The sequence below is a fragment of the Thermomonospora umbrina genome, from assembly GCF_003386555.1.
GTDB lineage: Bacteria > Actinomycetota > Actinomycetes > Streptosporangiales > Streptosporangiaceae > Thermomonospora > Thermomonospora umbrina.
The window spans coordinates 3,000,796-3,014,857 of the sequence record NZ_QTTT01000001.1; the positions used below are offsets into that span (position 1 = coordinate 3,000,796).

The window sequence follows — 14,062 nt, forward strand, 5'->3', positions numbered from 1 at the left end:
TGCCGTGCGGATCCGAGGTGCGGGGTCGGCCGCACGGCAGCCGTCCCCTAGGCGGACGGCGGCTCCAGGCCCTGCTCCGACCCCCAGCGACGCAGCTCCTCGGTGGCGGCCTCCTTGCCGATGACACCGCGGTCGAGCCTGATGTCCAGCATGTGCTTGTACGCCCTGCCCACCAGCGGTCCCGGCGCGATGCCGAGGACCGCCTGGATCTCGTTCCCGTCCAGCTCCGGACGGATCCTCGCCAGCTCCTCCTCCTCGGCGAGCCGGGAGATCCGGGTCTCCAGATCGTCGTAGGTGCGGCGCAGCCGGTCCGCCTTGCGCTTGTTGCGGGTGGTGCAGTCGGCGCGGGTCAGCTTGTGCAACCGGCTCAGCAGATGCCCGGCGTCGCGCACGTACCGCCGCACCGCCGAGTCGGTCCACTCCCCCGTGCCGTACCCGTGGAAGCGCAGGTGCAGCTCCACCAGGCGCGACACGTCCGCGACCACGTCCTTCGGGTAGCGCAGCGCGGTCAGCCGCGCCTTGGTCATCTTGGCCCCCACCACCTCGTGGTGGTGGAACGTCACCCGACCGCCCGCCTCGAACGAGCGGGTCTTGGGCTTGCCGATGTCGTGCAGCAGCGCCGCCAGCCGCAGCACCAGGTCCGGCCCGTCCTCCTCCTGCGCGATCGCCTGCTCCAGAACGATCAGCGAGTGGTCGTAGACGTCCTTGTGCCGGTGGTGCTCGTCGATCTCCAGCCGCAGCTTGGGCAGCTCCGGCAGGACGCGCTCGGCCAGACCGCTGTCGACCAGCAGCGCCAGACCCACCCGCGGGTCGGCCGCGCACAGCAGCTTGGACAGCTCGTCGCGCACCCGTTCGGCCGACACGATCTCGATCCGGCCGGCCATGTCGCGCATCGCGGCCACCACCTCGGACGCCACCGTGAAGCCCAACTGGGCGGCGAACCGGGCGGCGCGCATCATCCGCAGCGGGTCGTCGCTGAAGGAGTCCTCGGGACGCCCCGGCGTGCGCAGCACCTTGGCGCGCAGGTCGGGCAGGCCGCCGAACGGGTCGACGAACTCGTGACCGGGCAGCCGCGCGGCCATCGCGTTCACCGCGAAGTCGCGCCGCGCCAGGTCGTCGACGAGCGAGGTGCCGTAGGAGACGTCCGGCTTGCGCGACTTGGGGTCGTACGACTCGCTGCGGTAGGTCGTGATCTCCAGTTGGAGACCGTCCTTGCGCAGCCCGACGGTGCCGAACTCGATGCCGATCGTCCACACCGCGTCGGCCCAGCCCTCGACGAGCGTCAGGATCTGCTCGGGGTGGGCGTCGGTGGTCAGGTCGATGTCCGTGCCGGGGCGGCCGAGCAGCGCGTCCCGGACCGGGCCGCCGACCAGGGCCAGCTCGTGCCCGGCGGCCGAGAACCTGCGTCCCAGCTCGTCGGCGGCCGGCGGGATCACCCGGCTCAGCAGCTCGGCGATCGCCCGACGCTGCTGCGGGCTCGGTTCATCGGAGACGGCATGGGGCACGGGCATCGAGCGTAGGACCTCACGGGACGGCGTACAAACAAAAAATCTTGGCGGGAAAACCCCGCGCGAACGAAGGACTTTTGAGTCTGGGCTTCACATGACGTTGACCCCGGGTTACGTTCTGAGCACCCCGTGGTGAATCAAGTGAATCATGACGGGTATGCGCACAGTCCACCTCAGTAGCGGAGGTCGACCTTGAAGAACGCGCTCACCATCCACCGGGCCCTGCTCGCACGGGAAACGGTCCACGAGATCGTACGACTCAGGCACCCCGTGACGTCCGCGGACGAACTGCCCCGGGCCCTCGATCTGCCTCCAGACCGTTGCCTGGCCACCCGCATGCTCGACTGCCTGGACGACCTGCGCGGCGAACGCTTCCTCGCCGCCCTGGTCGTCACCGCCGGGACCAGGCCCGACTTGGGGCCGGTGCGCGCCGCCCTCGGGGCGCGCGTGATCCGGCCCGCCGGCCCCGCCCTGGTCAACTCCGTCACCGACTATCACGCCGATCTGGTCTGCCCGCTGCTGCTGCCCGCCACCGTGCCCATGCTGATCGACCAGAGCGACCTCGACCGGGTGCGGCCCGAGGAGGTGGTCTACACCGCCACGGGAGAACCGCGGATCGCGGTGGGACTCCGACTGGCGGACGTGTACGAGATGAGCGGCGCGAAACCCATCGGACTCTCCAGCGCCAGGTGACCCACAACGGTCGGAGGAGCGGCGTGGCGGGACTACCATCGAGCGCGTGATCCGGAGTACCGGCACCCTTCGCAAATGGGCGGTTCAGGCTTGAGGGTGTTGCGACGCGCGGCCGTTCTGGCCGTGCTCTCGTGTTACGTGACCGCGACCCCCGCGGTGGCGTCTCCCCGGCAGGCCCCGGCGGGCGCACCCGAGCTCCGCCTCGCGGCGGCCTCGTCGCCCGCCGCCCCCCCGGCTGCGCGGTCGGCGCCGCAGACTCCGCTGAGCCTGTCGATGACGTCGATCTCCAACCGGACCATCGGCCCCAGGTCCAAGCTGGAGCTCAGCGGCACGGTGGTCAACCGCTCCATCCAGCCACTGGCCGCGGTGTATTACCGGCTGCGGTACAACCCTCAGCACATGGTCAGCCGCGGCCGGCTCGCCCAGGTCGCGCAGGGCGACGTCACCGCCCTGCCGCGCTTCACCGAGGCGCGCCCCCTGGGGAACCTGCCCGCCTCCACCACCCCGGTGAACTGGAAGATCTCCGTCCCCGCCCGGTCGCTCGGCTTCTCCATCTTCGGCTCGTACGCGATCGGCGTGGAGTTCTACACCCAGGCGGGGCAGCCGCTCGCCGGGCAGGTCACCTTCGCCGTCTGGCAGCCGGACGGCAAGAAGTGGTTCAAGGAGACCTCCATCGGGTGGATCTGGCCGCTCACCGACCGGATGCACCGCTCCGGCGACCGTTCGTTCCTCGACGACCGGCTGGAGACCGACCTGTCGCCGACCGGCCGGCTCGGCGGGCTGGTCGGCGCCGCCCAGGCCACCCGCACCCCCCTGACCTGGGCGATCGACCCCGCCCTCCTGGACGACGCCCAGACGATGGCGGCGCCCCAGGGCTACGTCGTCCGGTCCCCGGGCAGGGAACAGACCAAGAAGCCCTCCAGCACCACCGCCAAGGACTGGCTGAACCGGCTGCGCGGCGCCTCCGACCACGACCCGTACTTCGCGCTGCCGTACGCCGACGTGGACGCCGACGCGCTCGTCCGCCAGCGGCTGTCCGCGCACCTCAAGGTCGCCTACGAGCACATGAACGCGGCCACGTCGGTGATGGGCCGTCCGCCCACCGACAAGGTGGCCTGGCCGCTGAACGGGGTCGCGGAGGCCAAGACGCTCGGGCGGATGGCCGAGCTGGGCAGCGAGTCGTTCCTGATGAGCAGCGCGGTGTTCCAGCCGGGGGTGAACCACACGCCCAGTTCGCCGGCCTCGATGCAGACCTCGGCCGGCACCCGGTCGGTCGTCACCTACGACGCGACGCTGAGCAAGATCGTCAGCGCCGACACCCGGGATCCGGCCGATCGGCTGCTGGTCGAGCAGCGCTTCCTGGCCGAGACGGCCATGATCACCGCGGAGTATCCCGAGATCGCCCGGACCATCGTGGTGGCCCCGAGCCGCCGGTGGAACCCCGACCCCGCCTTCGCCCAGAACCTCCTGAACTGGACCGACTCGGCGTCCTGGCTCTCGCCCGCGCACGTGGACCGGATCGCCGACACCCGGCCCCGGGAGACCATGACCTTCACCGGCTACCCGTCCTCCTATGAGGCGTACGAGCTGGGCCGCAAGTACCTGGCGGAGGTCAACAAGATCGCCTACCGGGCCGCCCGGTTCTCCACCATCCTGCGGCCCGCCGGCCAGCCCTACGAGCGCTCCGTCCTGCGTCTGGAGTCCGGCACCTGGCGCGGCTCGATGGCCCGCCGCGCCCGCGACACCCGGGACGACCTGGGCAGACAGATCGACGGCGACATCTCCAAGGTGGGGCTGCTCCGCAAGGGCCGAGAGGTCCGCTTGGGCGGCCGCACCGGCAAGGTGCCCCTCACCTTCAGCAACGAACTCGGGAACCAGGACGTCCATCTCCGCCTCGAGATCACCTCACAGGTCCCCGCCCGGCTCCAGATCGGCGAGTACGAGACCGACATCAAGCTCTCCGCCGGGGAACGACTCCAGATCAACGTCGAGTTGGAGTCGTACGCACAGGGGCCGGCGCTGATGTACGTCCGACTGCTCTCCCTCGACGGCAAGCCCTTCCGGCGGGAGGAGACCCTCACCGTCAACGCGACCGGTTACGGCTCGATGGCCTTGCTCATCACCGGGGGCTCCCTTGCCGTACTCTTCGTCGGCGTCGGGTTCCGAGCCATACGCGCACGACGCCGCAACAAGTTGGAGGCCACTGGTGACGGGTCACCCGGAGGAGAACCATCCTGGACGCAGGAACCCCGAGCCCCCTTCCCACCCTGACGCGCCGGGCCCCGACGCTTTCGAGCCGCCCGCCGACGACCAGGCCCCGCCGAACCCCGCCTCGGCCGCCTTCTACCCCCCGGCCTCCCCGTCGCGCGGCCCCATGCCGGGTGCTCCCACCCCTGGCCGCCCGCCGTCCACCCCACAGCCGGGTCCCCACGCCACCCCGCGTACACCACCTCCGCCCCACGGCGGCCCCCCCTCTCCCTACGGGGGCCCGACCCCACCGCCCCCCGGCGGCCCGTCACCACGTCCCCGAGGCGTGCCTTCACCCTCGCCTCATACGCCCGCGCCGGCGGTAAGGCCCACCCCCGGGGTGTACGGCGGCCCAGCGTCCCGCCCCCAAGGCGGCCCACCTCGCCCCCCAGGCACCCCACAACCCCGCCCCCAGGGCACCCCACCGCCCAGCGCTCCCCCCGCCGGCCACCCCCAGCCTCCCCACGGCACGCCTTCCGGCCCACCTTCGGGCCCGCAACACGGTTCCCCTTTCGGCCCCCCACCCGTACGTCCGGCCGCCGGCGGACCACCCCCGGCCGAGGGGAACGACCGCGACATCGCCTTCGGAAGCCGCCGCCCATCACCCGGCACCCCACCACCGCCGCCCAACCGCGCGCCCCAAGGCAACCCCGCGCGCCCTGACACACAGCCCTTCAACACCCCCTCCCGGGCACCCCGCCCCCAGAGCGGCCATGCGCCCAGCGGAACGCCAGGCCAGCCCCCCATCGGCGCCCCGGGCCACCCAACCAGGCCCGCTCCGAGCAGCACCCCCCACATGCCGCCCGGAGGCACGCCGGGCCATCCACCCAGGCCCGTTCCGGGAGACGCCGCCCCCTATGAGCCGGGCCGGCGACCCATCGATACGCCAGGCCACCCATACGGCGAGGCCCCGGCCCGCCCCGCCGACGCTCAGGGCCGGCCACATGGCGGAAGGCCAGGCCACCCACTCACGCCCGCTTCCGAGGGCACCCCATACGAGACACCCGGCCGCCCGGCCGGCACCGGAAGCGACACGGGCCACCCGCGCAGGCCCGCCCCCGGAGGCCCCGCACCCTACGGCGGACCCGGCGGATCCCAAGGCCAGCCGCACGGCGCGACACAAGGCCACCCACCCAGAGCCATCCCAGAAGTCCGCGCAGCCCACGAGTCATCAGGCGGACCCTCCGGCGGCCAAGGCCCACAACATGGCGCAATCCCCAGGCCCGCTCCCGGAGGCCCCGCCCCCTACGAGGCACCCGGCGGATCCCAAGGCCAACAGCACGGCGCAACACCAGGCCACCCGCCCAGAGCCGTTCCGGAAGACCGCCCAGCCCACGAGCCACCCGGCCCCGGCAGTACCCGAGGCGACGTAGGGCTTCCGCCCAGGTCCCTTCCCGGTGAGGGCGCTCACCACGAGGCACCAGGCCGACCGGCCGGCGGGCCCTCCGGGGCCCGAGGTGACGCGGGCTACCCTCCCGGGCCCGGTGTCGGAGGCCCTGCAGGCCATGAGGCACCGGGACGGCCCCTCGGCGGAGCCCCGGGACGGCGAGCCATGAGTGCTCAAGGACAATCGCCCGGCGGAGGTCAAGGGGGTGGCGTGCCGCCTGGATCGCATCCCGGGCCGGGAACGCCCTCCCCGTACGGAGAGCCTTACGGCGGTTCCCCTGTAGGCCCTCGTCACCCGGGTGGGCACCCCATGGGAGCGGCCCCAGGGCACGTTCCATCCAGTGTTCCGCCCGGAGGCGGCGCGCCCGCCTTGGGTGAGCCGCCGGGGGTGCCGCGTCCGGAGATCCCCCCAGCGGAGGCGTCACTGGTCGAGCAGCCCACCGTGCCCGAGGAGGGCAAGGGCGGGCGGGGTGGGTCCAGCCTGCTGCGCTCCGGGGCGTTGATGGCCCTGGGGACGTTGGCGTCGCGGCTCACCGGGTTCCTGCGCACCGCAGTCCTGGGGGCGGCGTTGGGCACGGCGGCGCTGGGCGACGCCTACAACACCGCCAACACGATTCCCGTGATCGTGTACGACCTGCTGCTCGGCGGCATCCTGACGGCGGTCGTAGTGCCGCTGATCGTGCGGGCCAAGGAGCGCGATCCCGAGTACGGCGTCCGGTTCGAGCAGCGGCTGTTCACCCTGGCGGTGTGCGGGCTGGCGCTGATCACGGTGGGGGCCGTGCTGCTCGGCCCGGTGTTCATCGACTACATCTACGGGCGCGGGTTCTCCGGGGACAAACGCGATCTCGCGGTGCTGTTCGCCCGGCTGTTCGCGGTGCAGATCTTCTTCTTGGGAATGAGCGCGTTCTGCGGGGCGATCCTCAACACCCGGCAGCGGTTCGCCGCGCCGGGGTGGGCCCCGGTGCTCAACAACATCGTCATCTGCTGCACCGGCATCGCGTTCATCCTGGTGACGACCGGCACGGTCACCCCGGAGACGATCAGCGGCGGCGAGGTCGCGCTGCTGGCGGCGGGCACCATCGGCGGGATCGCGCTGCAGACGCTGGCGCTGTGGCCGTCGCTGCGCGGGTCCGGGTTCCGGTGGCGGCCCCGGTTCGACTTCCAGCGCGGCGAGCTGGGGCAGATCGGCAGGCTGGCGGGCTGGACGATGACGTACGTGATCCTGACGCAGATCGGGTTCGCGGTGTCGACGTCGCTGCTCAACAGCGCCGGCGAGCAGGCCCCCGGGCACGGGTACAGCCCGTACACGTACGCGTACCAGCTCTTCCAACTGCCGTACGCGATCATCGGGGTCACGGTGATCACCGCGCTGCTGCCCCGGATGAGCGAGCACGCCGCCGAGGGGAAGACCTCGCTGGTGCGGGACGACTTCTCGTCCGGGCTGCGGCTGTCGTCGGTGGTCATCCTCCCGGCGGCGGCCCTGATGGTGGTGCTCGGGCCGGAGATCATCGGCGTGGCGCTGGAGCACGGCGAGATCGACCGCGAGTCCGGGCTGGTCATCGCCAACATCATGCAGATGTTCGCGATCGCGCTGGTGCCGTTCGCGGCGTACCAGTTGATGCTGCGGGTCTTCTACGCGCACAGCGACACCCGCACCCCGGCGCTGATCGCGTTCGCCACGGTCGGGGCCAACGTCGCCATGACCGTCACCATGTACAACGTGCTGCCGGCCGACCAGATCGCCATCGGCGTCGCGGGCGGGTTCGCGGTCGCCAACACGGTCGGGCTGCTGGTCTGCTGGACGGTGCTGCGCCGTAAGCTGGGCGGTCTGGACGGGCGGCGGATCGTGACGGCCCATCTGAAGCTGCTGGTGGCCGTCGTGCCGCTGGTCGGGTTCGCGTACGGGACGCAGTGGCTGGTGGACCGGACGTTCGATCCGGGGTTCCTGCCCTCGCTGACGGCCCTGGTGGTCGCGAGCGCGGGGGGCGTGGCCCTGTACGTGGTGGTGGCGAGGCTGCTGAAGGTCGCAGAGGTGCAGACCATGGTGAGCACCGTCGCGCGGCGGCTCCCGGGCAGAGGCTGACCGGCGCAAGCGGCACGAATTCCGACCGGAACGCGGGACGCGCCACGATTAGGCGTCCTTGCGAACCGGGCAACCACTACCATGTTGGAGACTACGGCTTGCCGGGCGACACCCTGCGGAACGCAAAGAGGAGGGTCGGAGGCGTAAGCTGCCGCGCCACGATAATGGGACTCGACCACTTGCGCAGGACGTTGCCGTGAGCAATGTCATCATCGAACCCGGTACCCGTCTGTCGGGCCGGTACCGACTCGAGGAGCGGGTCAGCGACTCCGGCGGTTCCACGCTGTGGAAGGCCATCGACGAGATCCTGGCGCGTGCCGTCGCCGTGCGGACCTTCGACACGGACTTCCCCCGCATCACCGAGGTCGTCACCGCGGCCCGGGCCGCCAGCCGCCTCACCGACCCCCGGCTCACCCAGGTCTTCGACGCCGACGACAGCGGCGAACAGGCGTACGTGGTCAGCGAGTGGGCGGCCGGCGAGAGCCTGGAGGACATGCTCCGGCGCGCGCCGCTGGAGCCAGGGCGCGCCGCCACCCTGCTGTACGAGGCCGCCGAGGCCATCACCGCCGCGCACACCGCCGGGCTCGCCCATCTGCGGCTGACCCCCCGCGACCTGCTGTGGACGAACGGCGGCACGGTCAAACTGCTCGGCGTCGGGGTCGACGCCGTCCTCGCCGACGTGCACACCGACGACGACGCGCTCCAGGACGTTCGGGCGCTGGGCCGGATGCTCTACGCCTCGGTCACCGCGCACTGGCCGGGCGATCCGGCCTCCAGTTCCCTGCCCGCCGCGCCCGAGGCCGACGGGGCCCCGCGGGCCGCGCGTCAGGTCCAGGCCGGGGTCCCGCCCGCGCTCGACGCGATCATCTGCCGGGCGCTGGGCCTGGCCCTGCCGAACGGGCAGGAGCCCCTGGCCACGCCCGCCGAGTTGGCCGCCGCGCTGAAGGGCGTGCCGCGCACTCCGCTGCCGTTGTTCGCCGGGCCCGCCGTGGGTCCGCCGCCCGCGGTGGTGCCGAGGCCGTCCCGTCCGACGCGCCCCGCGCACCCGCCCCAGACGCGTACGACACCCGTTTCGACGACCGCACGGGCCGAGCCGCCGCCGCCGGCGCGTTCTCAGCACGCGCCTCCCGGGTACGGCGGCCCTCCGGCGGGTCCGACGCTCGCCGGCCGACGCGTGGGCGCCGAGGGCGGCCGTTCCGGGTTGAACCGTCCGCTGCTGGCCCTCGCGGCGGCCGCCGCCACCGTGATCGTCGGCGTCAGCGCGTGGGCGCTGGGCGGCGGCGGTGGCGACGACCCCGGGGGGACGACCGGGCGAACGAAGCCGCCGGTCACCGACACCACCCAGCGTCCGACGGCGCGCAAGCTCCCGATCTCGGCCGCCCGCGGCACCTACCAGAACCGCATCGGCCAACACCCCGACGAGACCATCGTGCGTACCAGCGGCGCGATCCACGATGGCAAGGACGGCACGGTCTGGAGTTCGCAGACGTACAACTCCCCGGACTTCGGGCGGCTGCTGCGCGGCCTCGGCGTCGTCCTGGACATGGGCGGGCCGGTCACCATCGACCGGATCGTGCTCAACGTGCCGGGCGGCGGCGCCGGCGGCGCGCTGGAGGTCCGGGTCGGCGACCAGGACTCCCGGGACCTGATGCAGAAGATCGACGACCGTCGGACCTCGTCCGGCACCTTCCAGATCAATCCGGGCCAGGTCGTGCGCGGCCGGTACGTCATGCTGTGGTTCTCCGAGCTGCCGCCCACCAACAAGGCCCAGATCAGCGAGGTCACGGTCTACGGCTCGCGGAACTGAGCCGGGCCCGGCCTGTCGCCGTCGCACACCTTTCGCGAACGGTTTTGTGACGAAACGCCCGACCCTTTGACGGGTTATGACCTGTGACCCCTCGAGTCTGTATCGTGCCTGTCAGCAGACTTGTCCCCCTCCCCCCTGGAACCGTGGTGCGAACTCCGCCAGCCGCTACCGAGAACGAGGGCGCCCTGTCGTGGCGTCCGTGAGCGCGTCGCCCGTGGACGAGTTCTCCGACAAGGAGCTGATGTCCCGGCACGCAGAGGGCGATCCGCACGCGTTCGGCCAGTTGGTCACCCGGCACCGGGACCGGATGTGGGCCGTCGCCGTGCGCACCCTGGGCGACCCCGAGGAGGCCGCCGACGCGCTGCAGGACGCCTTCCTGTCCGCGTTCCGCGCGGCGGGACGGTTTCGCGGCGACGCGGCCGTCACCACCTGGCTGCACCGCATCGTGGTGAACGCCTGCCTGGACCGGCTGCGCCGCAAGTCGATCAGGCCCGCCACCCCGATGGGCGACACCGACAAGATGGACGCGCTGGCGCCCAGGCTGCCCGACCCCACCGACGGACACGGGACGCTGCTGGACGTCACCGCCGCGCTCAACGAGCTGCCGTACGAGCAGCGGGCGGCGCTGGTCCTGGTGGACATGATGGGGTATGCCGTCGATGACGCCGCCGAGTTCCTGGACGTGCCCGCCGGCACCATCAAGAGCCGCTGCGCCCGCGGCCGTGCCCGTCTCGCCCCCCGTCTCGCACATCTCAGGAACCGTCAGGCACGCGGAAACGTCGAAGGTACGGACACGGAAGGAGGTGGCCGGCCCAAGTGAACCCCGCACACCTGGACCACGAGGCCCTGGCCGACCTGGCCGAGGGCCTGCTCGACGACGATGAAGCCGCCTCCGCCAACGCGCATCTCGACGATTGCGCCGCATGCCGGAAGCTGTCTGCCGAGGTGGCCGACGTCTCCCGGATCCTGGCGGACGTTCCCGCACCGCCCATGCCCGCCCACCTGGCGGCACGCATCGAGGAGGCCCTCCGGGCCGAGTCGATGGCCGTCGCCACGGTCGCGAGTCTGGAGCACCGGCGCGGGAGACGGCACCTGCGGGTCTTCTCCGCCGCCGCGGTCACCGTGGTGGCCCTCGGCGGCGGCGCCCTCGTCGGCACCGAACTGCTCGGCGGTTCGCTGAACGGCAACGACGGCATGCACACCCAGGCCCCGGCCGGCGACAACCCGCGACTGAACGCGGCCATGTCGTTCACCACGGTGTCCAGCGGCACCCACTACCGCGCCGACGCCTTGAAAGACCAGGTCACCGACGTGGTGGCCCGGGCCTCATCGCTCCCCGGCCGGGAGTCCGCCGCCGAGCCCCGCGTGGCCGGCTGCGTCCGGCACCACACCCACGGGGCCAAGCCGGTCCTGGTCGACACGGCCGACTACGAGAGCCGTGAGGCCACGGTGATCGTCATCCCGTCCACCGGCTCCCGCTGGCGCGTCGTGGTGGCCGGCCCCGCCTGCTCCACGGACGTCCCCGACCTCATCAACGAGATCACCGTTCCGGCCCCCTGAGCACCCCTCGCCGCCGGCGTGACGCGTACGTCGTTCGGTGTGCCTTGGGCGGGGTCAGAGGTCGGCGAGGAAGGACTCGACGATGTTCCAGGTGCGTTCGGAGGCGTCGGGGTCGTGGTCGGTCAGGTCGGGGTCGGTGTAGAGGTGGCCGGCGCCCCGGTAGCGGTAGACCTCGACGTCGGCGCCGGCGCGGCGCATGCGGAGGTACCAGGCGTTCAGCCAGTCGTCGGTCTCGTACGGGTCGGGGTCGGCGACGTGGAGCTGGACGGGGATCTCGGTGGTCGCGTCGTCGGCCACGTCGGAGGTGCCGTGCAGGAGGACCAGGCCGCGGGCGCGTTCGTCGGCCAGCGCGAGGTTCTGGGCGAGGGCGCCGCCGAGCGAGAAGCCGGCGTAGACGAGGCCCTGGTCGGAGTGGGGGGCCGCGGCGGCGACGGCGCGGCGGAGGAGTTCGTCGCGGCCGATCTCCTCGCGAACGGCCTCGGCGGCCTCCGGGTCGTCGGCCGTTCGGCCCGCGTACAGGTCGGGGACGTGGACCTCGTGCCCCGCCGTCCGCAGGCGTTCCGCCGCCGCGTGCACGGCCGGGCGGAGCCCGTACATGGAGTGCAGCAGCAGGATTCGCGACACCTTCCGGCCCCTTTTCGCTCGAGGAAAACGATGACATCCTCCCACCATGGGGGCGTGCGGCACGCGGGGGAATCCCCGGGGCCTAGGATCGGTTGACGCCACTGGCGAACCGGGTCACCCCGAGGCCTCGCCGCACGGCGGCGGCCCGAAACCGACCGACGCATGGGAATGAAAGGCGCACACGTGAGCGACGTCCGCAACGTCATCATCATCGGCTCGGGTCCGGCGGGCTACACGGCCTCGATCTACGCGGCGCGGGCCGACCTCAAACCGCTGGTCTTCGAGGGCTCGGTCACCGCCGGCGGCGCCCTGATGAACACCACCGACGTGGAGAACTTCCCCGGCTTCCCCGACGGCATCATGGGCCCCGACCTGATGGACAACCTGCGCAAGCAGGCCGAGCGGTTCGGTGCCGAGCTGATCGCGGACGACGTCACCGAGGTCGATCTGAACGCCACCCCCAAGGTCGTCAAGGTCGGTGACGACACGTACCTGGCCAAGTCCGTCATCATCGCCACCGGCTCCGGCTACCGCGAGCTGGGCCTGACGAACGAGAAGCGCCTTTCGGGTCGGGGCGTCTCCTGGTGCGCCACCTGCGACGGCTTCTTCTTCCGCGACCAGCACATCGTCGTGGTCGGTGGCGGCGACACCGCCATGGAGGAGGCCCTCTTCCTCACCAAGTTCGGCAAGACGGTCACCGTGGTGCACCGTCGGGACGAGCTGCGCGCCAGCAAGATCATGCAGGACCGCGCGTTCGCGAACGAGAAGATCCGCTTCGTCTGGGACACCGAGGTCGTGGACGTCCTCGGCGAGGACCGGGTCAACGGCGTCCTCCTCCGCAACCTGAAGACCGGCGAGGAGTCCACCCTGGAGGCCACGGGCCTGTTCATCGCCATCGGGCACGACCCGCGCAGTGAGCTGTTCAAGGACCAGCTCGACCTGGACAAGGACGGCTATCTGCTGGTCGACGCCCCGACCACCCGTACCAAGATCCCCGGCGTGTTCGCCTCCGGTGACGTGGTCGACCACATCTACCGCCAGGCCATCACCGCGGCGGGCAGCGGATGCTCGGCCGCCATCGACGCCGAGCGCTGGCTCGCCGACCAGGGCGCCGCCGAGCTGACCCACCAGCCGGTCTGATCGCTCGTCCCGCCGTTCCTCGAACACCCGGCCGTCCCCCTGGGGCGCCGGGTGTTCTTCATCGCCTTCGGGAACGGTGCGCTACCGAGCGGATGTTTTCCGTGAAACGTCGGCCGCCGGGGTGCGCCGTTCAGGGCAGGACGTCGACGTTGAAGCCGAGGTCGCGCCAGATGTGGGCGTCCTCGTTCCGGGTCAGGATGGGCCAGCGGCGCGTCGATGCCGTGTGCGCGACGTGCGCGGCGGCCACGCCGAGGCGGTGCTTGGCTCCCAGCTCGCCGATGTCGACCGCGTCCCGGGGCGTCATGGGGATCACGATGACGACCTCGCCCATGATGGCGCGGGTGAGATGGTCGCGGTCACCGCCGGCCGGGACCATCCCGGCCGCCTGCGCGAGGGCGGCGGCGGGAACGGCCAGGGTGTCGCCGTTGAGGACCGCCATGTAGGCGACCGCGCGCATGTAGCGGGTGCGGCCGGTGGCCAGGTCGATGATGGCGGGGGTGTCGAGGACGCGTCCGGACAGTCCGGTGGGAAGCCGTGAGGGTTCGGTCACGAGGCGGCGCGCTCGGTACGCTGCTCGCCGTCCAGCAGGGCGCGGGCGAAGTCGAGTTCATGATCACTGAACGGCCCCCAGTCGTCCAGGAGATCGCGCGCCCGTCGCTCGCGCACCGTCCGCTGGACGGTCGCCTCGGCGATGTACGCGGAGACGCTCGTGGCCCGTCCCGCCGCCACTTCGGCACGCGCCTGCGCGACGACCTCGGGATCGACGGTGATGGTGATCTTCTCCTTGGCCATGCCCACGAGTGTATGGCGTGTGGGGGTGTTCTGTATGGCATCCGTTCGCCACAAAGGGCTGAGATCAACGCTCAGACCGGTGCCAAAAACCGGAGTTCCACCCTCGGACCGGTGCCGGGAAAGTCCCGAACACCCTTTTCGGACCCCACACCACACCCGAATCCCCGCAGCCACTCCACCCCGGCGATCCACTCCCCTCGCCACCGTCCGGCTCGCCGCAAC

The 14,062-nt window shown here is 71.9% G+C and carries 11 protein-coding genes; 7 read left to right on the forward strand and 4 right to left on the reverse strand.

Annotated features, from left to right (window positions below):
• Positions 1-47: 47 nt before the first annotated feature.
• A complete protein-coding gene (locus tag DFJ69_RS13310; protein ID WP_116022771.1) occupies positions 48-1,511 on the reverse strand; it encodes a CCA tRNA nucleotidyltransferase in 1,464 nt (487 codons plus the stop codon).
• A 189-nt stretch (positions 1,512-1,700) separates the two neighbouring features.
• On the opposite strand from DFJ69_RS13310, the gene DFJ69_RS13315 reads away from it, so the two are divergent.
• The 6 genes from DFJ69_RS13315 to DFJ69_RS13350 all read left to right on the forward strand — a co-directional run bounded on the left by DFJ69_RS13315 (position 1,701) and on the right by DFJ69_RS13350 (position 11,284).
• Positions 1,701-2,201 (forward strand): aminoacyl-tRNA deacylase, encoded by a 501-nt coding sequence (locus DFJ69_RS13315; RefSeq protein WP_116022772.1) that lies wholly within the window; start codon positions 1,701-1,703, stop codon positions 2,199-2,201.
• 75 nt (positions 2,202-2,276) lie between these two features.
• Positions 2,277-4,472, forward strand: a complete 2,196-nt coding sequence (locus tag DFJ69_RS13325; RefSeq protein WP_281275845.1) for a DUF6049 family protein — start codon at positions 2,277-2,279, stop codon at positions 4,470-4,472.
• A 1,732-nt stretch (positions 4,473-6,204) separates the two neighbouring features.
• Positions 6,205-7,917, forward strand: coding sequence for a murein biosynthesis integral membrane protein MurJ (murJ, locus tag DFJ69_RS13335; RefSeq protein WP_245974320.1), 1,713 nt, complete (start codon positions 6,205-6,207; stop codon positions 7,915-7,917).
• Positions 7,918-8,113: 196 nt separating this feature from the next.
• Positions 8,114-9,724 (forward strand): AMP-binding protein, encoded by a 1,611-nt coding sequence (locus DFJ69_RS13340; protein ID WP_116022776.1) that lies wholly within the window; start codon positions 8,114-8,116, stop codon positions 9,722-9,724.
• A 190-nt stretch (positions 9,725-9,914) separates the two neighbouring features.
• Entirely contained in the window at positions 9,915-10,544 is a 630-nt protein-coding gene (gene sigM, locus DFJ69_RS13345) for an RNA polymerase sigma factor SigM (protein WP_245974322.1), read from the forward strand.
• Complete coding sequence (locus DFJ69_RS13350) at positions 10,541-11,284, forward strand: anti-sigma factor (RefSeq protein ID WP_116022778.1); 744 nt, start codon at positions 10,541-10,543, stop codon at positions 11,282-11,284. The genes sigM and DFJ69_RS13350 overlap by 4 nt, the downstream gene beginning before the upstream one ends.
• 54 nt (positions 11,285-11,338) lie before the next feature.
• Here DFJ69_RS13350 and DFJ69_RS13355 read toward each other — a convergent pair whose 3' ends face one another.
• Positions 11,339-11,908 (reverse strand): dienelactone hydrolase family protein, encoded by a 570-nt coding sequence (locus tag DFJ69_RS13355; RefSeq protein WP_211328612.1) that lies wholly within the window; start codon positions 11,906-11,908, stop codon positions 11,339-11,341.
• 183 nt (positions 11,909-12,091) lie between these two features.
• On the opposite strand from DFJ69_RS13355, the gene trxB reads away from it, so the two are divergent.
• Complete coding sequence (gene trxB / locus DFJ69_RS13360; RefSeq protein WP_116022779.1) at positions 12,092-13,048, forward strand: thioredoxin-disulfide reductase; 957 nt, start codon at positions 12,092-12,094, stop codon at positions 13,046-13,048.
• A 130-nt stretch (positions 13,049-13,178) separates the two neighbouring features.
• Here the strand turns inward: trxB and DFJ69_RS13365 are convergent, their stop codons facing one another.
• Positions 13,179-13,598: a PIN domain-containing protein gene (locus DFJ69_RS13365; RefSeq protein ID WP_116022780.1), complete on the reverse strand. Its 420-nt coding sequence runs from the start codon at positions 13,596-13,598 to the stop codon at positions 13,179-13,181.
• Entirely contained in the window at positions 13,595-13,840 is a 246-nt protein-coding gene (locus tag DFJ69_RS13370) for a hypothetical protein (RefSeq protein WP_116022781.1), read from the reverse strand. The genes DFJ69_RS13365 and DFJ69_RS13370 overlap by 4 nt, the downstream gene beginning before the upstream one ends.
• Positions 13,841-14,062 lie beyond the last annotated feature (222 nt).

Bases quoted from the DNA above. Each gene is read 5' to 3' on its own strand.
- DFJ69_RS13370 (WP_116022781.1), bottom strand. From the start codon at position 13,840: ATGGCCAAGGAGAAGATCACCATCACCGTCGATCCCGAGGTCGTCGCG.
- DFJ69_RS13310 (WP_116022771.1), bottom strand. From the start codon at position 1,511: ATGCCCGTGCCCCATGCCGTCTCCGATGAACCGAGCCCGCAGCAGCGT.
- DFJ69_RS13325 (WP_281275845.1), top strand. From the start codon at position 2,277: ATGGGCGGTTCAGGCTTGAGGGTGTTGCGACGCGCGGCCGTTCTGGCC.